This is a genomic window from Paenibacillus sp. FSL E2-8871, assembly GCF_038000345.1.
GTDB lineage: Bacteria > Bacillota > Bacilli > Paenibacillales > Paenibacillaceae > Paenibacillus_AQ.
Window position 1 is genome coordinate 6,250,188 of the sequence record NZ_JBBOBV010000001.1, and the last position, 23,429, is coordinate 6,273,616.

At 41.8% G+C, this 23,429-nt stretch carries 20 protein-coding genes; 14 read left to right on the forward strand and 6 right to left on the reverse strand.

Annotation, left to right across the window (positions count from 1 at the left end):
- Positions 1 to 316: 316 nt before the first annotated feature.
- From NYE25_RS28095 to NYE25_RS28105, 3 genes are all read right to left on the reverse strand, one after another.
- Positions 317 to 961: a hypothetical protein gene (locus NYE25_RS28095; protein WP_341147399.1), complete on the reverse strand. Its 645-nt coding sequence runs from the start codon at positions 959 to 961 to the stop codon at positions 317 to 319.
- Entirely contained in the window at positions 951 to 1,610 is a 660-nt protein-coding gene (locus NYE25_RS28100; protein WP_341147400.1) for an RNA polymerase sigma factor, read from the reverse strand. The genes NYE25_RS28095 and NYE25_RS28100 overlap by 11 nt, the downstream gene beginning before the upstream one ends.
- Before the next feature lie 88 nt (positions 1,611 to 1,698).
- On the reverse strand, positions 1,699 to 2,601 hold the full coding sequence (locus tag NYE25_RS28105; RefSeq protein ID WP_341147401.1) for a stalk domain-containing protein: 903 nt from the start codon (positions 2,599 to 2,601) through the stop codon (positions 1,699 to 1,701).
- Between the two features lie 77 nt (positions 2,602 to 2,678).
- On the opposite strand from NYE25_RS28105, the gene NYE25_RS28110 reads away from it, so the two are divergent.
- From NYE25_RS28110 to NYE25_RS28140, 7 genes are all read left to right on the forward strand, one after another.
- Positions 2,679 to 2,849, forward strand: coding sequence for a hypothetical protein (locus NYE25_RS28110; RefSeq protein WP_341049545.1), 171 nt, complete (start codon positions 2,679 to 2,681; stop codon positions 2,847 to 2,849).
- 524 nt (positions 2,850 to 3,373) lie between these two features.
- A complete protein-coding gene (locus tag NYE25_RS28115) occupies positions 3,374 to 4,327 on the forward strand; it encodes an ABC transporter permease (protein WP_341147402.1) in 954 nt (317 codons plus the stop codon).
- A 12-nt stretch (positions 4,328 to 4,339) separates the two neighbouring features.
- The gene (locus NYE25_RS28120) at positions 4,340 to 5,245 is read left to right on the forward strand and encodes a carbohydrate ABC transporter permease (protein ID WP_341147403.1); all 906 of its coding nucleotides are present in this window, start codon (positions 4,340 to 4,342) and stop codon (positions 5,243 to 5,245) included.
- A gap of 63 nt (positions 5,246 to 5,308) precedes the next feature.
- Positions 5,309 to 7,042: an ABC transporter substrate-binding protein gene (locus tag NYE25_RS28125; RefSeq protein WP_341147404.1), complete on the forward strand. Its 1,734-nt coding sequence runs from the start codon at positions 5,309 to 5,311 to the stop codon at positions 7,040 to 7,042.
- Positions 7,043 to 7,204: 162 nt separating this feature from the next.
- Entirely contained in the window at positions 7,205 to 8,941 is a 1,737-nt protein-coding gene (locus NYE25_RS28130; protein WP_341147405.1) for a sensor histidine kinase, read from the forward strand.
- Positions 8,934 to 10,451, forward strand: a complete 1,518-nt coding sequence (locus NYE25_RS28135; protein ID WP_341049538.1) for a response regulator transcription factor — start codon at positions 8,934 to 8,936, stop codon at positions 10,449 to 10,451. The genes NYE25_RS28130 and NYE25_RS28135 overlap by 8 nt, the downstream gene beginning before the upstream one ends.
- Positions 10,452 to 11,362: 911 nt before the next feature.
- Positions 11,363 to 12,808, forward strand: coding sequence for a cellulase family glycosylhydrolase (locus NYE25_RS28140; RefSeq protein WP_445667159.1), 1,446 nt, complete (start codon positions 11,363 to 11,365; stop codon positions 12,806 to 12,808).
- 316 nt (positions 12,809 to 13,124) lie between these two features.
- On the opposite strand, the gene NYE25_RS28145 is transcribed toward NYE25_RS28140, so the two are convergent.
- Positions 13,125 to 13,286, reverse strand: a complete 162-nt coding sequence (locus NYE25_RS28145; protein ID WP_341049537.1) for a hypothetical protein — start codon at positions 13,284 to 13,286, stop codon at positions 13,125 to 13,127.
- Between the two features lie 118 nt (positions 13,287 to 13,404).
- On the opposite strand from NYE25_RS28145, the gene NYE25_RS28150 reads away from it, so the two are divergent.
- Complete coding sequence (locus NYE25_RS28150) at positions 13,405 to 14,043, forward strand: YczE/YyaS/YitT family protein (protein WP_076284368.1); 639 nt, start codon at positions 13,405 to 13,407, stop codon at positions 14,041 to 14,043.
- Between the two features lie 72 nt (positions 14,044 to 14,115).
- Here NYE25_RS28150 and NYE25_RS28155 read toward each other — a convergent pair whose 3' ends face one another.
- Complete coding sequence (locus NYE25_RS28155; RefSeq protein ID WP_341147799.1) at positions 14,116 to 14,532, reverse strand: MerR family transcriptional regulator; 417 nt, start codon at positions 14,530 to 14,532, stop codon at positions 14,116 to 14,118.
- A gap of 120 nt (positions 14,533 to 14,652) precedes the next feature.
- On the opposite strand from NYE25_RS28155, the gene NYE25_RS28160 reads away from it, so the two are divergent.
- A complete protein-coding gene (locus NYE25_RS28160; RefSeq protein WP_341147406.1) occupies positions 14,653 to 15,702 on the forward strand; it encodes an NAD(P)-dependent alcohol dehydrogenase in 1,050 nt (349 codons plus the stop codon).
- A 198-nt stretch (positions 15,703 to 15,900) separates the two neighbouring features.
- Here NYE25_RS28160 and NYE25_RS28165 read toward each other — a convergent pair whose 3' ends face one another.
- Entirely contained in the window at positions 15,901 to 16,938 is a 1,038-nt protein-coding gene (locus NYE25_RS28165; RefSeq protein WP_341061442.1) for a LacI family DNA-binding transcriptional regulator, read from the reverse strand.
- A gap of 492 nt (positions 16,939 to 17,430) precedes the next feature.
- Between NYE25_RS28165 and NYE25_RS28170 the strand changes: the two genes are divergently transcribed.
- The 5 genes from NYE25_RS28170 to NYE25_RS28190 all read left to right on the forward strand — a co-directional run bounded on the left by NYE25_RS28170 (position 17,431) and on the right by NYE25_RS28190 (position 23,422).
- A complete protein-coding gene (locus NYE25_RS28170) occupies positions 17,431 to 18,324 on the forward strand; it encodes an ABC transporter permease (RefSeq protein ID WP_341053321.1) in 894 nt (297 codons plus the stop codon).
- A gap of 17 nt (positions 18,325 to 18,341) precedes the next feature.
- Positions 18,342 to 19,223 (forward strand): carbohydrate ABC transporter permease, encoded by an 882-nt coding sequence (locus tag NYE25_RS28175; protein WP_042125286.1) that lies wholly within the window; start codon positions 18,342 to 18,344, stop codon positions 19,221 to 19,223.
- A gap of 61 nt (positions 19,224 to 19,284) precedes the next feature.
- Positions 19,285 to 20,895 (forward strand): ABC transporter substrate-binding protein, encoded by a 1,611-nt coding sequence (locus tag NYE25_RS28180; RefSeq protein ID WP_042185869.1) that lies wholly within the window; start codon positions 19,285 to 19,287, stop codon positions 20,893 to 20,895.
- A 130-nt stretch (positions 20,896 to 21,025) separates the two neighbouring features.
- Positions 21,026 to 22,507 carry a glycoside hydrolase family 32 protein gene (locus NYE25_RS28185; protein ID WP_341147407.1) on the forward strand — a complete coding sequence of 494 codons (1,482 nt, stop codon included), beginning with the start codon at positions 21,026 to 21,028 and terminating at the stop codon, positions 22,505 to 22,507.
- 21 nt (positions 22,508 to 22,528) lie between these two features.
- Positions 22,529 to 23,422, forward strand: coding sequence for an ROK family protein (locus NYE25_RS28190; RefSeq protein WP_341147408.1), 894 nt, complete (start codon positions 22,529 to 22,531; stop codon positions 23,420 to 23,422).
- Positions 23,423 to 23,429 lie beyond the last annotated feature (7 nt).

Sequence of the window (23,429 nt, forward strand, 5' to 3'; positions counted from 1 at the left end):
GATGCCAGTGGGGTGCTACCCTACGCCCCTCATGGATAGCTGGTTTACCATGCGCCGCTCATTCAAGAAGTCATCCGTCGCTGGCTACCCTTGCCGAATGAACTCAACTAATAACACACTTAACCCATGTAATACCACTGCAAAGACTTTAATCATTTATTTAAGACTGTGCTAGAACCGCATGGAAATCATGTCTTTGTTTTCTTTATAACTAATGAGATTTTGTTTGAATTAATAGTGGCACTGATAGGATACTAGCTGTTCAGATAGATAAATTTGAAAAGAGGCAAACACAACTATGTGCCTGCCTCTTTTATTATTGAGATGAGTATGGAGCAACGCTTTCAGCTAATCCAACCATAGTCTTTAGTGACAAGGGCTTACTGGTGGAAATTGAGAAGGAAAAACCGTTTTGCGACCATGATACAACAGAAAATAGGTCGTTGTTTCCTTTAATGGTCAATTTACCATGGTCTGAGGGAACAGTCTTGATTTGTCTATATTCAGTAAAATCTCCGCTCTCATCCAGCTCTCCTTCTGTCATCTGGAACTTAATTCTGTCAGTATTGCTTGAGTAAATCAGCTGGGCGGTTCTCTCAAACAGAATCGAACTTGATTCCAGAGTATAATCTTTAGATAAACTCGAAGGCATATAAAGCTGAAAGGGAAGATTTTCAGACAGCTGGGACGGGCTCTCATAATCTATAACGGGTGAGGTAGTTAGTAAAGGTGGTATAGGAGTGTCCGGTTTCATTATAAAAGGCTTAACCGTCATAAAACAAACCACAAGGGCTAAACAGGCTGCAATGGAAATCACAAACTTAAGAGAAATACGGGGCATAACGGGCTTTTTCGCCTCGGATATACTTTGCTCTGCCTGGGCTAAATGAGCCAAAACCCGTTGTTCCATATCTGGTGTAACATAGATCATTTCCTGCACCTGCCGATACTTATTCTTCAAAATCATACACCTCTTTTAATTCATCTTTCAAATAGCCCCTAGCCCGGTGTAGTAGGGAACGAACAGTAGACTCTTGCTTATCGAGTAGCTTGGCTATCTTTTTGGTAGTCATATCCTCCTGATAAAATAGGTGGATTACTTCTCGATACTTAACTGGCAACGAACCGACAGTATCCCACACAAAGGAGAGATCCTCCGATATCTCACAAGAGAGTGATTCAGACAATTCCTCCCAGCGTCGTCGCTGGTTATATTTAATTTTATTTTTGCATAAGTTGATGGCTACTCTCAATAACCAAGCCTTTTCGTGCTCCAGGCATTCAAAAACCGGCGCTTTCCGTAGCATCTGGAGTAAGGTCTCCTGCAAGATATCCTCGGCATCAGATATATTATGAAGATAGGAATGGGATAACCGCAAGAGAGCATCACCATGTGCTTTTAATGCAATCTCCACTCGCAGTATATTAGCGCCTCTGACTTGTGACTGCATCGCATCAGAATTAAGTCTTGGCTGATTGCTGGCTGCACTACTAAGGTTAATATATTGGCCAAAAAAGAGACGACATAAATAAATGATAAAATTTAATCCTGTTTTAATCCTGAAAAGGTAATTAAAGGACGGTTGTAGAAAGACGGGATTATTCGTCATTATACCCTCACTTTCTCTAAAATCATCACAAACAAGCGACCCGGAAAATCAACTATTTCCGGGTTGTTGTAATTGCATAGAACTGGAATTATATGATGCTTTTAATGATGGCTTGTAACTCTTCAACGGAGAGTGCGCTATCTGGCATCAAGCAATAGTTGAAACCATTTGATTCCCAAGAAGCTATGGAGACAAGTCCTTTATTTCCTTTCAGTGTAATCTTTAACTCTCCTATGGCGACAGTTTTTGTGGTCTCATACTCGTTGTAATCACCGCTAATGTCACCGGAGTTTTGCGATACACGATAATACAGTTTATTATCCCCATTCTGATAAACAATCTGTGCCATTTTAATCTCAGTGTCATTTATGATAGAAATAACGTCCTGCTTGTAATTCTTCGGAAGCAATGAAGGAACCGCAAAATCTACACCCATTGCCTTTCGTGCATCCTCCACAGTATTATAGCTCACATAGGGATTTGGAATCTCTGTTCCCTTTTTGTCGGCGTCTTTGCTTACTTTATCACCATTAATACTGATGCTACCGTCTTTTACAACGACGGCATTTTCATTACCGAGTATAATACAGAACAGTCCCACAGGCACATAAACGGAGCCACTGATTGTAACGGGAGCCGTACCAAGGGAAGTGGGTGCAGTCATACCAAGGGAATGAGTGCTATAGGCAAAAAAACTGTCTGTTCCAATAACGAAATCAGTTTCTCTCTCTCCGTTTTCAGCATGGAATGCCTTCTTTTTTTCATCCCATTTGACAGTAAAGCCAAGGGCTTCAAAAACTGCACGAGCAGGCACCATGGTGACATTATTGATCACTTTCGGCTGTAGTTTTATCACTATTTTATTCCCAGTAATGTGATACTCCTGATGAGTGGCAGTCAGCCCGTTCTTCGGTGCATTAGCGGCAAGACCCGTCATCGGAAATGTAAGCGCAAGTGTGCAGGCCATAATGGCTGTAGAAAGTTTATTCATAGTTAAGTTCTCCTCTCGTCTTGAACCGCTTATTTGGTTCTACACTGTGTAAACAACTGGCATAGAGGAAATGTTGCATGAAGGATGAAAATTTATCAGGGCAGCAGCCATTACCACTATGTTCATCAGAATATAGCGCATCCACAATCTGGAGAGGAATTGGACTTAAGTACGAAACTGTTACGCAATTTGCTTCTGAGGACGAACAAAGTCTCTGGATTAGATATATCGTAAGTATCATTAATTAGTTGGAATTGAGATTGACATTATTTTCAAATAAACTTATAATCAATTCGGAAATCGTAATAATTACTAATAACTTTGAGTTTTTTATGAGTATAGATATAGCTAAAGTATTTGAAATACTTCATATGGAATACAAGATATTTCAGCTGCAACTCAAGAACAATTTGCATCAGGAGATGAAATATCTTCTTCTAGTTTATTGTTGTCACAAATGAAGATCGTCCTGAAAGAATATCAAAAATTTAAGGCTTAAGTTAACAATAAAGAGACCCTAAACGAGGTCTTTTTTTATTTAAAGAAGCATGGATATCTCAAAAAATATTGCAAAGTATCCAAAAGATATAAAAGCACTGCAGCTATGGATTTTGGTATTAATAAGTACATCTCCAATTTTAAAATGAAATTTAAGGCTAGCATTCTTTAAATAATAAATATAGTTTTCACATGATTAAATACACTATTTTATTGGGTTATATAAGCGATTTCAAGAGATTATCATGAAGTCAGAGAAAAGGAGGCAATATAAATGGAAGCGTTAACAGCAGCGAAGCCACTTAAACCCCGGGGGAAATCGGGTAAGTTCTGGAGGACTCTTTTTCAACAAAAGTATTTGTATTTGATGTCCATACCTTTTGTTGCTTGGGTATTCGTATTTAACTATATCCCGATCTGGGGCTGGACGATGGCATTCCAACGCTATCGGCCGGGTAAGTCTTTCATGAAGCAGGAATGGGTAGGGCTTGATAACTTCAGGGAATTGTTCCATGATGAACGGTTTTACATGGCACTCAAAAACACGTTGGCTATGAGCTTTATGGGGTTATTCGCAGGATTTACAATTCCTATCCTATTTGCCCTCTTGCTTAATGAACTGCGCCGTCAAATGTTTAAACGTATTGTGCAAACCGTATCGTACCTACCCCACTTCGTATCCTGGGTTGTCGTAGCTGGGATCATCAACAAGATGATGTCCATCGATGGCGGAATCAACGGACTACTTATGAATCTGCATATTATTGCTGAACCTATTCAGTTTTTGGCGAAAGCAGACTGGTTTTGGGGAATTGTGACAGCTTCCGATGTCTGGAAGGAGACAGGTTGGAATTCGATCATCTACTTGGCTGCAATGACGGGAATTGATCCGGAACTGTATGAAGCGGCCAGAGTAGATGGGGCGGCCCGGATTCGACAAATGTGGCATATTACGCTTCCGGGAATTCGGACAACAATCATCATTCTGCTGATTATGTCCATCGGAAACTTAATTAATATCGGTTTTGAAAAGCAGTTCCTGTTGAGCAACCCGATTGTTGCTGATAAGGCCGAAACCTTGGATCTGTATGCCTTGAATTACGGTTTACAGCTTGGGCGTTATTCCTTTGGTACGGCCATTAATATATTCAACTCTGTAGTTGCAGTGATCCTGCTGTTTACAGCGAACACGATATTTAAAAGAACATCGAAAGAAAGCATTATGTAGGAGGGCAGGGATATGAACAGACAAAGCAGAGCTATTAACACTTCTAGGTCCGATCAGATATTTGACATTGTTAACTGTTCCTTTATGACTTTGGCGTTTGTCATTACGCTTTACCCCTTTCTAAACGTACTGGCCATATCATTAAATGATTCTATGGATACCGTCAAGGGAGGGATATACCTTTGGCCGAGAAAGTGGACTTGGGCAAACTACGATGCCATCTTCTCCTTCAAGGGATTGATTACCGGATTTAAAATCTCATTGCTCAGAACTTTTGTTGGTACGTTACTAGGATTGCTGAGCTCATCCATGCTCGCTTTTGTCCTGAGCCGGTCCGATTTTCAGGCAAGAAAGCTGGTTTCGACTTTTCTGGTCATGACAATGTATGTATCCGGCGGATTGATCCCGGGTTTTATCCTGATCCGTCATCTTGGAATGATGAATTCCTTTTGGGTTTATGTACTGCCCGGTATGGTAAGCGCTTGGAATGTATTTATCATCCGATCTTTTATAGACGGACTGCCCAGTGCACTTCAGGAATCTGCCAAGCTGGACGGTGCCAATGATTTTACGATCTACTGGAGAGTGATCCTCCCTCTTTGTAAGCCTGTGTTGGCTACTGTTGCTCTCTTTTTGGCAGTGGGTCAATGGAATTCCTGGTTTGATACGTTTCTTTATAATAGCACGGCTCGCCATCTAACTACCTTGCAATACGAATTGATGAAGGTGCTGCAAAGCACGCAGATCGGTTCCAATGATATTCATGATCCGAACATGTCACAACTAATGAATAGGATTTCACCGGAATCTGTCAAAATGGCCATTACCATCGTTGTAACTGTACCCATTCTGATCGTCTACCCCTTTCTGCAAAGGTACTTTGTGAAGGGGATGACCTTAGGTGCAGTGAAGAGCTAGTTTCGGTATCAACAGGGTTACCTGTTATACATATATCAATATCTTTCAGGGGAGGCAGTACAGATGAAGGGGAAAACAGGTAAAATGATATTAACGCTAATACTGGTCCTATCTTTAACAATCACAATGATCGGTTGCAGCGGCAATAACAATGAAGAAGCCAATAATTCAAATGTCAATTCTAGCAAAGGAGCAGACAAAGGAAGCAATGACAACCAAGGTTCAGAGAAGCTTGAACCGATCACCTTCTCTTTTTTTGCAGAAGATCCAAATCCGAACTGGGTAGACATGCGGGATGATATCGGGAAAGTCATCACAGAAAAAACAGGTGTATCTCTGGATGCAGAATTTGCTGTAGGTGATCCTTCCCAAAAAGTATCGCTTATCGCAGTCAGTGGCGAGTATCCTGATTTGATCAGTGCAAAAAACGATATTAACAAGATGGTTGATGCAGATGCACTCCTTGACCTGACCGATCTGATAGAGAAGCATGCCCCTAATATCAAAAAGCTATACGGGAAATATATGAAGCGCCTGCGTTATAGTGAAACAGACAATAGTATCTATTCACTTCCAACTTATGCAGGCGTGGATGGTATCGGGTTTAGCGCAACCGGTGGTTTCGAGCTTCAGCATCGTGTCGTGAAAGAGCTTGGATACCCGAAGATCAGAACAGTTAAGGATTTCGAGAACGCTATCAAAACCTATCTCGACAAGCATCCGACCAATGAAAAAGGCGAGAAAAACATCGGTCTATCCCTGCTCGCGGAAGACTGGAGAATTTTGATCTCTGTTACAAATCCTGCATTCTTTACTACCGGTGCCCCGGACGATGGAGAATATTATATCAACCCTGAGACCTATGAGGCAATGTATCACTTCAGACGTCCTGAAGAGAAAGAATACTTCAGATGGTTGAATCATATGAACGATATTGGTCTGCTGGATCGAGAGTCCTTCATACAAAAATTTGACCAATATAAAGCGAAAATCGCATCAGGCAGCGTATTGGGCTTGATCGACCAAGACTGGGAGTATGGTGACGGTGAGAGAAGCTTGAAGGCAGAGGGGAAATTCGATCATGCCTACGGTCATTATCCGGTTACCCTGAATGAACAATTCAAAGATCATTCTTTCCAGTCAACTGGCTTCATGGCAGGTTACGGTATTTCGATCTCTAAAACTTGCAAAGATCCGGTTCGTGCCATTAAATTCCTTGATTATCTCGCCTCCGAGGAAGGCCAAGTTCTTACCTACTGGGGTGTTGAGGGTATGCATTACGTTGTAGAAAACGGTGTGCGAAAAATTCCTCAAGAAATCAATGATCAAAAAATCAACGATTCCATTAATTTCTCCAAAAAAACAGGTATAGGCTTTTATAATAACATAGGTCCGCACTATGGCGACGGCGTAAAGGATTCTACAGGCAACTATATTACTACTAACTTCCCGGAACAAATTGAAGCTTCCTATAATGATGTGGAGAAGGAAGTGTTAACAGGCTACGGCATCAAAAATTGGAAGGAGTTATTCCCGGGTGAATCTGAATTCCCGGTTAAGCCTTGGGGTGTAGCATGGAACATTTCTGCTCCAGCTGACTCCAAAGTCAGTGTGCTAGCTGAGAAAATGAAGGATATTACCTGGAAGCGTATACCTGAAGCGATTCTTGCAAAACCTGAAAAATTCGACGCCATCTGGGATGTTTATATGAAAGATATCGAGAAGGCAGGCGTGAAAGAGATGGAGAAGGAATATACGAAGCTGATTCAAGCACGCGTGAAGCTTTGGAATGAATAATTAAACATTAAAATTAGCCTGTATAAAATACAGGCTCTTAAATTTAGACAGACAGAAATGATTCGCGATAAACGTTAGCTGTAAAAGTTACTAATAATGCTTTTAATAGGAGTAATGTATGCCATAATGAACCTCTTAAATAACATGAGGATACGGAACAAATTGATATTATCCTTCATCATTGCTGTATTTGTTCCGGTCATAATAGTAGGTTTTTTTTTAACGTTAGAACTGCGGAAAATGGCATTGAATAACGCCTTAGATCAGAGTGTAAAGAATGTGGAACGGTTGAAGAAACGGACGGAGGATTTATTGTATTCTCCTTCCGATGTATCTTATCGTCTGTTATTTGACCGTCAGCTGAGTAGGGTTGTCACCGCTCAATATACATCCGTATACGATGTAGTCAAAACGTATAACGACTATAAAAAATTTCAAGAATACGTGGATTTATATAAAGAAATTGAATATTTTCGTTTCTTTATCAAGAATCCTACGATGTTAAATAACTGGATTTTTAACCAGCCAACACCGGAAGTCATGCAAATGCCATGGTATGTAGATGCGATGAACGCCAGGGGACTAATTACGTGGAGTTTCATTGAGGATGTTAACACGCACAAGAAACAGTTGTGTCTGATCCGACGAATAGATTTTTTGGAAACTCATAAAACCGGAGTGTTGGTAATTGCTATCAGTACAAATGAGTTGGAATCCATCGTAAGCCAGGAGCCTTTCGAGACCATGATTGTGGACAGCTATAACAATATCGTGGCAGCAAATCATGAAAACCTAACTGGAAGGTCCTTGGAGGACATTCATTTGGATACTGAATTAATGGATCACGGCAAAGGAACCTACGATGCTCTTGTGGATGGTAAGAAATCAAAGATTGTTATTGAAGAGCTGATGCCAAGATCAAGTCTAAATGGAATGCGTATTATTTCCATTTATTCCGTTGAATCCATTGTTAAAGATGCCAATCGGATCAAAATGCTGGCTCTGTCCGTGATCATCGCCAGCTTGTTTGTGGCAGTTTTGCTGGTTTACTTTTTCTCCATGTTAATATCATCACGCCTATTGCGCCTAAGCAAACATATCAACAAGGTAGCTTTGGGAAATTTAACGATAACAATGCAGATTGAAGGTAAGGACGAGATTGCCCAACTTTCCCGTCAATTCAATTCGATGGTGGGCAGTATCCGCGCGTTGATGTCGGAGATTCAAGAATCTAACCAGCAAAAAAGCTTGCTGCAGCAAAAGCAAACTGAAATCAAGCTGAAAATGCTGGCAAGCCAAATCAACCCGCACTTTCTGTTTAATGCCCTTGAATCGATCCGGATGAGAGCGCATTTGAAGGGAGAAGCTGAAATATCCAATACCGTACAGATGCTTGGAAAAATGATGCGGAAGAACCTGGAGGTCGGCAGCAGGAGCATCCCGCTGAAAAGTGAGATTGAAATGATTCATTGTTATTTGGAAATCCAAAAATTTAGGTTTGGAGACAGATTAACCTACAAGATGGATGTGGAACCTGCTGCCCTAAACGTGCCGGTTCCACCACTGATCCTACAACCCTTGGTCGAAAATGCAGTCATCCACGGATTGGAAAATAAGATGGAAGTGGGTTGTATTTTCATAAGCGTGACACGCCTTCAAGATGAACTTCAGATCGAGGTTGTTGACAACGGAATAGGCATATATCAAGAAAAGCTCGAAGCATTGCAAAGCTCCCTGGAAGACGTAGAGGATGAAAAAAATAGGATTGGTTTACGAAATGTACATCAGCGTCTTGTGTTGACTTACGGCAATACATATGGGCTTCACATCGATAGCAAAAGCAATCAAGAAACGAAGGTGAGTTTTCGAATTCCGCTTGGAGGAGATAAGCATGTATAAGATTCTTATCGTAGATGACGAGCAGTACATTCGGGAAGGATTGAAAACACTAATTCCCTGGGAAAACGCTGGTTTCCAAGTCTGTGATGCGGCTTCTAACGGAATAGACGCCATTGAGAAACACAAAACAATGCTGCCGCATCTCATGATCATTGACATCCGTATGCCAGGCATGAATGGATTGGAACTGATCGAGAGGCTCCGAAAGGAGGATCCCGATGTTCATTTTCTTATATTAAGTGGATATGCGGATTTCGATAATGCTAAAAGAGCCATGACCTATACAGTGGACAGTTATATTTTGAAACCTGTGGATCAGGATGAATTATTGGATTACCTGCATCGTTTAAGGAGCATCCTTGATGGGGAGCAAGAAGATAGACGGGAGAAGATGAAAGTAGGGTTGATTCAAGCTTTGCACTTGGGCGCAGTCACCCCGGAACTGGCGGAGCATGCCATCCGGTATAACCTGATGTTGAAAACCTGTCAGGTGTTGGTGATTGAGCTGTCCAGCGAGAAAAAAACAGCCGAAAAAGCGCTATACCGAATGGAAGCGTTGCTTAAGAAACACTTTGAGGCTTCCGGACGTGGAGAAGTAGTTCCCATGGGTTCCTACACGGGGATTCTTCTAAATGAGGATATAATCCAGGAAGAGGATCGAAAAGCCCTACATTCGGAGCTTATTCAATTACTTGGTTCAGAGCTTGATTTCTGTGCCGCCATTGGCAGTCCAGTACATTCATTGACTGATGTAGTACATTCTTATCAAAAGTGCATAGACCTTTTGGCCTTCCGCTTTTTTATGCCAGGTGAAGACTTGCTGCATACCGCTCCCGACTTTCCATCATTGGAGCAGGAGATACCGCTTGATTTGGAAGAGTTTTCCCAAACATTATTGATCGCTCTAGATGTCGGAGATATGGAAGCTGCACAGAAATGTATTATTTCAATGGGAGATGAGATGGTTCAGGCCGGGTACAGGGAGCAAGATATGAAGCTCGCATATGCGCAGATCATTTCAACGACCATAAACAAGTTGTTACTCTCTCTACCAACGAAGCACGATGTCATACAGGATGCTCGTGGTAGAATCGTTCAGTTGTATCAGCAACAAAGTAGATTTGATCTCAACAGGTTTGCGATGCGGTTGTTATCTGATTTAAATAGACAGATTAAATCAAGTAATGGAGATACCTCATTGAAGCAGTTGATCGAGTTTATTCAGCGGAATTACCACAAGAATCTCAAGCTGGAGAGCCTAGCGGATTCCTTTAATTATAACAACGCATATTTAGGTAAAATTTTCAGGAATTATACGGGAGAGCCCTTTAGGACTTATTTAGATAAAGTACGTATGGATCGCGCCAAATCCTTGTTGGAGCAGGGATATAAAGTATATAAAGTAGCAGAGTTGGTTGGTTTTCCAAACGTTGATTACTTTCATTTTAAGTTTAGAAAATATGTCGGTTGTTCCCCTTCCGATTACAGGAAAGCCCATTCTTTACAGTAGAAGCGCTTAAGGTAAGGGTGAGTGAAGGCTCGGTCTTTTTGACCGGGTCGATTGTTTTTGTAATGTGCCTTGCGTTGAATTCAGCAGTATCATTCAAGTCCTAAACGGGTCAGGCCAGTGTTTACCCTAGCCAAGCGCGGGGGAGTCCAGTGTGAGGAGGAATGAGCCTATAAATTTTATATGAAATTTAGTAGTAGAATGTTGGGTATTAAAAAGTATTTGTATATTTTATAATCAAATAGAAATGTAAGCGGTTTCTTGTTATGGAGAAACCTGCTTGAGAACGCATCTTGTGAATCTCAATTTAAATAACTATTATACTCGATTGATAATACCTCTTAGATCTGACCCTTTCCACCTCTATATGCCTATCAACTAAACTATACCGATTTGACACGCTACTTTTTGGTAGCCATGTGCTTTTATTACGCAGTAGTCAGCCTATTTATTTGTAGATGAACCGTTGTCCATTATAATGCAATTTCACCAGAGTACACCTACTTTATATTCCTTCAACGTTCTAGCCAACATTACCATCGGCTCTTAGTTTGGATCTTCTTTTTCCTACCTATCCATCCCTCAAGTTATTTATTTTATCTTTTTACATCATTAAATCTCTATGGATTTTTATTATGTAAGGCATCCATAAAGATACCAATTATCCGATTATCTTTACAACTTAATGCGTAATTCGCTAAATGACAATGAGACACCAAGAGATACCATATAGATAAGCGAGTGATCCTTTGATAAAGGGGGGGATTAACGGGGAATTGCCTAGACGCTTCAATTCTTGTACAGCAGAGAATGGTGCGGACAACCTCCATCTGAGCGTCCACTGACCATCAGGTATATGAAGGTTTCGGTAAGCCGAGAAAAGTGCAACAAACAATTTAAGGAGGTAGTTATACATGTTGAAAAGAATGATTGCGTTTTTTTTTGCATCTCTTATCACCTTCATGGCCGTATCCTTCGTCCCAACTGAAAAAGTAAAGGCCGAAGAAGTTAATTCGGTAGTATCCAAAAACGGCCAATTGCGAGTTTCTGGAAACCAATTAGTGAACCAGGCAGGAGAAGCGATCCAATTAAAGGGTATGAGTTCACACGGCTTGCAGTGGTTTGGACAGTTTTCGAACTACGACAGTATGAAATGGCTAAGAGACAATTGGGGTATGACCGTGTTTCGTGCTGCGATGTATACGCAAGATGGCGGATATATCAATGACCCTTCCCAAAAAAATAAAGTGAAACAAGCTGTACAAAACGCTATTGATCTTGGCATCTATGTAATCATCGACTGGCATGTGTTGGGTGAGCAAGACCCGAACGTCTACAAACAACAAGCAAAGGGATTTTTTAGTGAAATGGCCTCCTTATATAAGGATTATCCGAACGTGATTTATGAAATATGTAATGAGCCTAATGGGTCTGCCACTACATGGAACGGTAAAATTAAGCCTTATGCTGAGGAAGTCATTCCGGTTATCCGTTCCATTGCTCCGGGTAGTATTATTATCGTAGGAACCGGAACATGGAGCCAGGATGTGCAGGATGCGGCGAACAATCCGCTCTATTACAGCAACATTATGTATACAACGCATTTTTACGCTGGTACTCATGGTCAATGGCTAAGAGACCGTATAGATTATGCGAGAAGCAAAGGTGTAGCTGTATTCATCACGGAGTGGGGAACAAGCGATGCCTCTGGAGATGGCGGTCCATTCCTTGCCGAATCTAAGGTTTGGACGGACTTTATGCAAGATAGAAAAATAAGCTGGGCCAACTGGTCGTTATGCGATAAATCGGAGGTATCCGCTGCACTGGTACCAGGCGCAAGCCCGTATGGTGGGTGGTCAGATGCACAGTTAACTGCATCCGGTAAGTTTGTCAAAGACCAAATGTATGGATCCTCGCAACCGCCAAGCGATGGCATTGTTTCAGGTAAAATCTACAAATTGGTTAACGTAGGCAGCGGCAAAGTATTGGATGTAACTGCTGCGGGTACTTCAGACGGTACAAATGTACAGATCTGGGATGATAACGGAACCGGTGCTCAGCAGTGGGTAATCACAGATGTCGGCGGCGGGCTGTACAACGTCATTAACGTCAATAGCAATAAAGGTTTGGATGTAGCGGGTACAGTTAGTGGTTCGAATGTACAAATATGGAGCTATGGTGCCGGAGCTAATCAGAAGTGGAAAATTGTCAAGGTTGGGAGCGCTTATAAATTGATTGCCAGCCATAATGGTAAAGCTTTGGATGTAGCTTCCGCAGGCACTGAAAACGGTACGAATGTTCAAATTTGGGATGACAATGGCTCGAACGCGCAAAATTGGAATCTGTATCAATTAAACTAACTGTCAGTTATGAAAGAACTGATATAGCAGCCACTCCATATCGATCAAAGGTTGGATTTATAACTTTAAAATCGAATGGCAATGACAATATGCATTTGTTACATGAAGGACTGGATATTATTGAGTTGGAGAGCGATAGAGGATTTAATCTCCATCGGCTTGATTAAAGCCATTGGGAAGTGTAGGATCTCACGGAGTTAAGCTAACATTAAAGTACTAAAAGGCGACTTGTCTGCGGATAAGTTGCCTTTTTAGGAAAGTTGATTAGATAACAAAGTATCCCGGATCCTGGAATATTATAAAACGGGATACCTCATTAGCTGTAATAATATCGGACAGGGTCGCCCTGCAAAGCACCCACGATTTCTTCCAGCTTACCTGTTGCTCCCATATCGCCAGCCAGGCTTGAATCGGGTTCGGTTATGGGATCAACACCCGGGCCGCGTCCGTCAAGCGGAGCTTTCTTGTCGTCCTTCATTTAATCGTCTCCTTTCTGTGTAGTCTTTGTATTTCTTTCCAATCCAAATCAAGAAAATATGATATAATGACGTCGTTATTGTAAGTTGCATTTTTAATATGAAAATAGGATGGACAATATGAGGGGATATATTCATAACGTCGATAAAAAACGATTGCTTATTATGATTATCGGCAATGTATTTCTGGGCATGGGAATTAGTATTTTCAAGCTGTCCGGTATGGGGAATGATCCCTTCAGCGGTATGGCAATGGCACTTGCAGAGAGCGTCGGTATAACATATGCGAATTTTTTGATCTTACTGAACCTGCTATTGTTTGTAATCGAATTCATAACAGGACGAAAGTTTATTGGAGTCGGGACTTTCGTAAACGCAATTCTTTTAGGATATATTGCTACTTTCTTTCATAATAATTGGCTATCTCTGTTCGGCGAACCTCATTTGTTATGGCAGCGAGTGGTTATCGTAGCAATTGGCGTGGTGGTATGCAGTTTTGGGGTCTCCCTGTATCAGACATCGAAGGTGGGAGTAGCTCCCTACGACAGCTTGTCCCTGATTATGAGAGAGAATTTCCCTAAAATATCTTATTTTTGGCACCGGATGTTTACGGATGCGCTTTGTGCTCTGATTTGTTTCCTGGCAGGAGGCATTGTGGGCTTAGGAACTTTGGTGTCAGCACTTGGTCTGGGACCCATCATTCATTTTTTTGATGTGAATTTTACGGAGAAGCTTCTGGCAAAAAGGCGTACCAACTAAAAAGTTTATGAATTGAAGAAAGGCGGGGCAGATCAATCTGCCCCGCCTTTACTGTAATTTGAAGGTCCATTCCTAATGAGCGGATGAACTTTTTATTTCATTATTTTTATGGATATCTTCCGTACCACTATCCAAGGCGGTCTTGTAGTAGAAGCATTTATGTTCTATGACTTCCATCGTTTTTTTCAATTCTTCCATCTGTGCTTCTACGGAAGCTTTCCGCTCCAGGAACATATCATATCTTTGCTGTAAGGTGGAATCCCCCTCAGAGCACCACTCAATGAAATGTTTTATTTCTTTAATTGGCATCCCGGATGACTTCAGGCATTCAATTACCTTTAAAGCGTCCATATCGGATTGTTTGAATATACGTTTACCGCCGGAGGTTCTTTCTATAGAAGGGAAAAGACCTTCCTTGTCATAGTAACGCAGGGTATGTGGTGTCATGTTAAAGGACTCTGCAACTTCACTTATGGAGTATGTCTTCATCATCTATCTCCAATCTCAAATATATTTTGTGCTTGACTTAGAGTTAACTTTAAGTAATAACATATGTTTTGTAAAGCTGACGTTTTAGATTTTATTATTAACCAGAAGAGAGGTTTCACTATGATAAAAGTTAATGCACGCGCTACATTCAGTCAGGAAGGTCCATTTAAGCTAACCACAATCGAACGCAGAGATCTGCAGCCGCACGATGTTCTTATTGAGATTAAATACGCTGGCATTTGCCACTCGGACATTCATACTGCCCGGGGGGAATGGGGACCGGTCAACTATCCACTCGTTCCGGGGCATGAGATCGCCGGAATTGTCAGCCAGATTGGTTCTGAAGTCACAAAGTACTCAGTGGGCGACCGGGTAGGTGTAGGTTGTATGGTTGACTCCTGTGGAGAGTGCAGTAATTGCCATAAAGGTGAGGAGCAGTATTGCCTGAGTGGAAATACGGGCACCTATGGAGCTATCGACCGGTACGGGCAGTATACGCAAGGCGGCTACTCCACTCATATCGTCGTAACCGAAGATTTTGTGGTTCGGATCCCTGACAGTATTCCGCTTGCTGCTGCTGCACCGCTTCTGTGTGCAGGAATCACCACCTATTCACCTCTGCGTCATTGGGGAGCAGCTCCCGGTAAAAAAGTAGCTGTAGTGGGTCTTGGCGGGCTTGGACATATGGCTGTGAAGATCGCTCATGCCATGGGGGCTGAGGTTACTGTTTTATCACAGTCCCTGAAGAAGAAGGAAGACGGATTGCAATTAGGGGCGGATCATTATTATGCCACTAGCGATCCGGAGACATTTAAACAGCTTGCCGGTTCGTTCGATCTAATCGTAAATACTGTAAGCGCGCAGATTAATATCGATGCCTATCTTTCGCTCCTGGCGCTGGATGGTACATTAGTCAATGTCGGTGCGCCTGCTGATCCTTTGGCAGTAAACGTATTCTCGCTGATCGGCCACCGCCGCTCGTTTGCCGGATCGATGATTGGCGGAATTCGTGAAACGCAAGAAATGCTTGATTTCTGCGCTGAACATAATATTGCATCTGAAATCGAGGTCATTTCAGCTGACCGGATTGACGAAGCCTGGGAGCGTGTGCTTGCTTCAGATGTCCGTTACCGGTTTGTCATCGACATCAGCACGATGGGGAATGAATAAGAGACGCCCTCTTTGTTGACATCACATCGTGCATCGGCTTGATTAATGCCATTAAGAGCTATCGTCCCAATAAAGGGAGTAGACGGTCATTCTTGTAGTCTAACAAACATAAAGAACCCCAGCGACGGAATTTTTAATCGCTTGGGTTCTTTGCTTCATTTTTATAGGTTATTTTTTTATCTCTAAATTATGAATTCATCAACTGATATTAGGTGTAGAGTCTCTTATGATGAGTTTGGTATAAATATGAGAAACCTGATAGGGTTGCTTCGGATCATGAATTCGGGAAAGTAGCATTTCGGCTGCTTTCACACCCATCTCATTACTATAAATATGAACCGTAGTAAGATGGGGTTCTACAATGCTTGATTCAGGACCGTTATCAAAACCACAAATGACGATGTCGTTAGGAATGGAAAGTACATTTTTGAGTGACTTCATAAAGGTAACCGCAATATAATCGTTAGCACACACGAAAGCAGAAGGGAGCTCATTGATTTGACTTAGTCTAGTATCTGCCCACTCTGGACTTGAGAAAAATAGTTGATCGTCATCGAGAATGCATTGTGTGAGATCAAGCTGAATCCCGGATTCTATTAGTGCGCGATTAAAGCCCACCCATCTTTCATTGAAACTCCTACAGTGATTATAGTCCCCGATGAACCCCAGTGATTTGTAACCGCCCTCAATTAACTTTTTGGTAAGTTGGTATGTGCTGTGTTCGTTCTCCATGAGAAGTACATCTGCTTGGAATTCAGGGTAACAGACATCTGCAGAGCAGTCGATGAAAATAGTTGGAATACCTAGACTTGTAATCAACTTACTATATTCCGAATTGAACAATTCAATACAAATAATTCCGTCTACATTGGAGACATCAAAATTATTAGGAAGAGACAGGGACTCTTGATCAATGTCTCTAATAATGTGCATGGATAAATTATATCCCTCTGCACTGATTCTTTTTTCCATGCCACTGATCAGTTTCGACCCAAAATGGGAAGTGTTAGGTAAGTTTTCTGTTAATAAAGCGATGTTTCCAGAGTTTCTGGATTGAACACTCTCGGTGTCCATAAAAGCAAATTGTTTATATTTTAACTCTATTGCTTTCTTAATTACTTTGTTTCTGGTTTCATCAGGTATACCGTTCGTTCCATTTAGGGCTTTAGAAGCTGTATTTCTGGAGATTCCTAAAGCATCCGCGATATCTTGTATGGTTACTTTTTCTCTGGCCACCTATGTAATTCACCTCTATATTCTTGTTCTTAATATTCGCCACAAATAGTGTACTATTTGCCATTATTCCAACTCTCTTTAATGTATATTAGTTTGCTAAAAATAGCAACATTATATTTACAAATGCACAATTTAGTTTACATTTTATTAGGTTGTATATGTGCAAAAAAATAGCTTTGTTTTTATGTTATTGAGAAAATGATGAGATTAAAGTATATATCCTTATTTAAATTGGCTGTATTTGTAATTATGTAAAATAGTATGCGTCATTTATGAACAGAATAATTTGTCATATGCACATAAATATTTTTACAAAATGTATTGACGAACGATTAAGTGTTTGGTAAATTGTAAAAGCAGCAGGACATAAGTGAGATTGAAAGCCCTTACTGCATCAAGATGTAAACATTGATAAGAACGGAGGTAAAGGCATTGCATAACCCAATAGAAGCCGAACACGGAATAACGGTGACGCGACATAAGAGTTCCTTAATGGATTATTTAAAGAAGCACTACTTTCTTTATATTTTGCTCGCACCAGCTGTGATTCTGACCCTTATTTTTAAATACGGTCCTATGTATGGTGCGATTATAGCCTTTAAAGATTTCAGCCCAATCAAAGGAATCATGGGGAGTGAATGGGTAGGTTTGTACAACTTCGAGAAATTCCTTTCTTCTCCCAATTTCGAAGTAATCTTTTTGAATACGCTTAAATTAAGTTTCTTCGGATTAATTCTGAGTTTTCCAATTCCGATCCTGCTTGCCTTGATGTTGAATCAAATTCGCCGTGCAGGCGTCAAAAAGAACATTCAATTGTTCTTGTATGCACCTAACTTTATTTCTGTTGTCGTTGTGGTCGGGATGTTGTTTATCTTCTTGTCCCCAACGGGACCGATTAACCAGTTTTTTACCTGGCTTACAGGTGAACCAATTATGTTCATGTCTCGTCCCGAGTACTTCCGTTCGATCTACATTTTATCTGATATTTGGACCGGAGCCGGTTGGGCATCCATTATTTATGTAGCAGCGCTTGCTAATGTCGATCCTGAGTTACATAATGCAGCCAATCTCGATGGCGCTAATCTTCTACAAAGAATACGCCATATCGATCTGCCAACCATTCGTCCAATTATGGCTATCGTATTTATCCTTGCAGCTGGTGGGATTATGTCAATTGGCTTCGAAAAAGCCTACCTCATGCAAACGGCGATGAACTTGCCAACCTCAGAAATCATTCCGACTTACGTTTATAAAATTGGTTTGCAGTCGGGCGATTATGCCTATTCAGCCGCAGTAGGATTGTTTAACTCTATCATCAACATCGTCTTGCTCCTCACAGTTAACTTCACCGTGAAGAAACTGAATGAGGGTGACGGTCTTTACTAAGAAAGGAGCAACAAGCTATGCCTATTAAACATTCCGGATTAGATCGCTTTATCGTCGTGCTGAACGCGATCTTCCTGACACTGGCCGTACTTATCATCGTACTTCCTTTGATTTATGTAGTGATTGCTTCTTTTATGGATCCATCTGTGCTGCTCAGTAAAGGATTATCATTCAATCTTTCGGACTGGTCATTAGAAGGGTATAAAAAAATTCTTTCTAATCCGGCCATGATCCGAGGTTTTGGAAACTCTGTTTTATACTCTGTTTCATTTGCTATGATTACCGTTCTCGTCTCAATCTGTGCCGGTTACGCACTGTCCGATGACAGGCTCAAAGGAAAAGGGTTTTTCATGACCTTGTTTATTATCACCATGTTCTTTGGGGGTGGACTCATACCTACATATCTGCTCGTTAAGAACCTTGGTCTGCTTGATACAGTATGGGCGGTGATCATTCCAGGGGCGGTCAATGTTTGGAACATCATTCTCTCTAGAACTTTCTTCAAAGGAGTTCCGAATGAAATGAAGGAAGCCGCTAATGTAGACGGAGCTTCGGAGATGCGGATTTTCTTCAGTGTCGTATTACCGCTCTCCAAACCGATTGTTTTTGTGCTCGCTCTTTATGCCTTTGTTGGCCAGTGGAATTCCTACTTTGACGCTATGATCTATTTAGATAATCCTAATCTTCATCCACTGCAGCTCGTGTTGCGTTCCATCTTGATCCAGAATCAGGTAGATCCGGGCATGATCAGCGATCAACTCGCCATGGCGGAAATGAAACGATTGTCTGAAATCATCAAGTATGCTGCCATCGTTGTTTCCAGTTTGCCACTCATTGTTATGTATCCGTTCTTCCAGAAGTACTTTGAAAAAGGTGTTATGGTCGGTTCCCTTAAGTAGGAAACAGGCTGCACATAGATAAAAATTAATTCATTCATATCTAATTTGGAGGTCATACCCTATGAAAAGAATTAAGAAATCAAGAGTTTCGACGAAAGCAGCTTCTGTAACTGTACTTGCTTCACTTATGTTCCTTAGTGCATGCGGTGGAGGAGGAGGGGGAAGTGCAGCTAGTAAAGAACAGGACGCCAGCGGTAAAGTAACTTTGAACTTTATTACGCAAAGCTCTCCACTTGCACCAACGGATCCAAATGAAAAACTGATTAATAAACGTCTTGAAGAAAAGACGAATGTTCATATTAATTGGAAGAATTTCACGAAAGACGTATTTGTTGAAAAAAGAAACTTGGCTGTGGCAAGCGGTGATCTTCCTGATGCTATTTTTAATGCGGACTACAGTGACTATGAGCTGCTCAAGCTTGCTAAAGATGGTGCCATCGTCCCGCTGAATGATCTCATCGAGAATAATATGCCAAACTTCAAAAAGGTGCTGGAAGAAGCACCAGAATATAAGAGTATGATTACGGCACCAGATGGCAATATTTATGCCTTTCCATGGATTGAAGAGCTGGGTAGCGGTAAAGAAAGAATCCAGGCGGTAGATAGTATGCCTTGGATCAATGTGGAATGGCTTAAGAAGCTTGGCCTTGATATGCCTAAAACAACAGAAGAATTAAAGGAAGTATTAATTGCATTCAAGACAAAAGATCCAAATGGCAACGGTAAGGCTGACGAAATTCCATTGTCCTTTATTAACAAGCCGGGAGCAGAAGATCTGGCATTCCTATTTGCTTCGTTTGGATTGGGTGAGAACCCTGACCATGCGGTTGTGAGCAATGATGGGAAAGTGATATTTACGGCGGCACAAGAAGACTACAAGGAAGCAGTTTCTTTTATTAACGAGCTGTATAAAGAAGGACTCATTGATATTGAAGCCTACACACAAGACTGGAGTACTTACCTTGCAAAAGGAAAGGATCAGAAATACGGACTTTACTTCTCATGGGATAAGGCCAACATCACCGGAGATAATGACAGCTACGAAGTTATGCCTCCACTTGCTGGACCCGATGGTGAAGTTAACGTAACAAGAACGAACGCGCTTGGTTTGGGAAGAGGTAAGATGGTTGTCACAAGCGCCAATAAGAACTTGGAAACGACAGCGAAATGGGTTGATCAGCTCTTCGATCCGATTCAATCTGTACAGAACAACTGGGGGACGTATGGAGATGAAAAACAGCAGAATATTTTCGAATTTGATAAAGAAAAAGGAATGCTGAAACATTTGCCACTGGAGGGTGCAGCTCCTGTAGAACTACGTGAGAAAACAAGTGTCGGTGGACCCCTAGCTATTCTTGATTCTTATTATGGGAAATACACAACCATGCCGGATGATGCCAAAAGCAGAATGGATATTATCAAGAATATCATGGCGCCAAAGATGAAAGCAGAAAACGTAATGCCGAGTGTATTCCACTCCATTCAAGAGCTTGATCGCCTTACGACAATTGAAACGGATCTTTTTGCCTACGTGCTTAGAATGCGCACGGAATGGTACCAAAACGGTAAAATCGAAGCGCAGTGGGATGAATATCTGAAAGAATTGGACCGTCTGGGCTTGCAAGAATGGCTTGAAATTAAACAAGGCGGATATGATAGAGCAACCCAATAACAAATGATTAATATTGTGGGGTGAAGGCCGTGTTCGATGCAGTTACACTGCTATACACGACCTTCATCTATATAAAGAGAGATGATCTTAGAGCTAAGATCTTATTACGGGAGTAAAGGAGAAAACAATAATGTCTACGATTGCGAAACAAAATTACCGAGGTGTGTATCATTTTTCCCCTAAGGAAAAGTGGATGAACGATCCAAACGGAATGGTTTATTTTGAGGGTGAATATCATTTGTTCTTTCAGCACCATCCGGGTGGAATGACCATGGGAGCTATGCACTGGGGCCATGCGGTTAGCAAGGATCTTGTTACATGGGAGGAACTGCCTATCGCTCTCGCTCCAGATGAATTAGGTATGATTTTTTCCGGCAGTGCTGTAGTTGACTGGAATAATACGACTGGATTTTTTGAAGGTAAACCAGGTTTAGTAGCGATTTTTACGCATCATTTGGATATGCCTGAAGGCAAGCCAGCCATTCAGCGTCAAAGCTTGGCCTACAGTAAAGATAACGGAAGAACCTGGACGAAATATGAAGGAAACCCGGTACTTGAACATGATACATTCATTGATTTCCGTGACCCCAAAGTATTTTGGAATCAAGATACGAATCAATGGGTGATGATTGTAGCTTGTGGTCAAACGGTGTGTTTATTTCATTCTCCTGATCTAATTAACTGGACATATGCCAGCGAATTTGGTAACGGAATCGGTTCTCATGACGGGGTATGGGAATGCCCAGACTTGTTTCCACTTGCTATTGATGGCGATCATTCGAACACGAAATGGGTGATGCTTGTGAGCATCGGTGCGGATCCCGCTTTTGTGGAAGGGTCAAGAACTCAGTATTTCACAGGGGATTTTGATGGAGAAGTGTTCACGCCAGATGAAGATTCGATAAAAGTTCGCTGGATTGATTATGGAAGAGATAATTATGCAGGTGTAAGCTGGTCTGATATACCGGCTGAAGATGGAAGACGACTATTTATCGGCTGGATGAGCAACTGGATGTATGCTAACAAGACGCCGGCAGAAGAATTCCGCGGCGCGATGACGATTGCAAGGGAGCTTCAACTCGAATCAAGACAAGGGGAGATCTTTCTTGTGCAGAAGCCGGTACAAGAGTTGGAATCTGCTCGTGTACAAGTCCTTTCTGTGAAAGAGGCAACGGTGCAAGAAATCAATACTCTTCTTAAGGAGATTCACTTGGAATCTTATGAGATTATAGCTGAGTTCACTCGAGGTAAATCTGTAGGCTTCAAAGTAAGAGTAGGTGCGGATAGTCAAACAATAATCGGTATTAACGGTGAGACAGAGGAGCTTTATGTAGATCGGATGGCTTCAGGTCAGCATGATTTCCACGAACATTTCGTAGGACATCATTCAGCCAAGCTCGAAGCGCTTGATGAGTCAAATGATCTCCGTATTTATGTGGATCGCTCTTCAGTTGAGGCGTTCAGTAATGGTGGTCAGGCAGTGATTACGGATCTTATATTCCCTGGACTAGAATCTAAAGGTATAGCTGTGTTTGCAGAAAATGAGAATGACTTGCTGATTTCCCTGGATATCTATGAGCTTACTCCCTCTGCTGAGCAAGACAAGAATTAGTCATCGAGAGGAGTCATGTATATGCGTATAGGAGCGATTGAAGCTGGCGGGACGAAGTTTATATGTGGCATTGGGAATGAAAATGGGGAAATTGAAGATCAGATTAGTTTCCCAACAGAACATCCTGAGGTGACGTTGCCCAAAGTTATTCAATATTTTCAAGGCAAGCAAGTAGAAGCTATCGGAATTGGATCGTTCGGTCCGATCGATATACGCCCAGACAGCAGGGCGTATGGTTACGTTACTACAACACCAAAGCCAGGGTGGGGAAATTACGATATGCTGGGCACTTTGAAAAGAAACTTTTCGGTTCCTTTTGGATGGGACACGGATGTCAATGCAGCGGCATTTGGTGAAGCCAAATGGGGCGCTGCCCAAGGGTTATCCAGCTGTTTGTACTATACAGTTGGCACGGGTGTTGGTGTGGGAGTGTATTCAGAAGGTAAACTCATTCATGGTCTTGTGCATCCTGAAGGGGGTCATGTTCTTACGAGACGCCATCCTGACGATGTATTCCCAGGGGGATGTCCCTATCATGGGGACTGCCTAGAAGGGATGGCGGCAGGTCCTGCTATTGAAGCAAGGTGGGGGAAGAAGGGCCATGAACTTCCTATGGATCATCTTGCATGGGAAATGGAAGCATTTTATATTGCACAGTCGATTACGGGTGCTATATTGCTTAACTCTCCTCAGAAAATCATTCTGGGTGGTGGTGTTATGCAGCAGTCACAATTGTTTCCACTGATCCGTCAGGCTGTGCTTCAGAACCTGAACGGCTATGTCAGCTCAAGTACTATTTTGGAACACATAGATGAGTATATCGTTCCACCAGGGTTAGGCCAACAGGCGGGATTATGCGGTGCTCTGGCTCTTGGACTCACAGCACTGGAAAGTCAGATTTCTGCTCAATTGTAAAAGAATA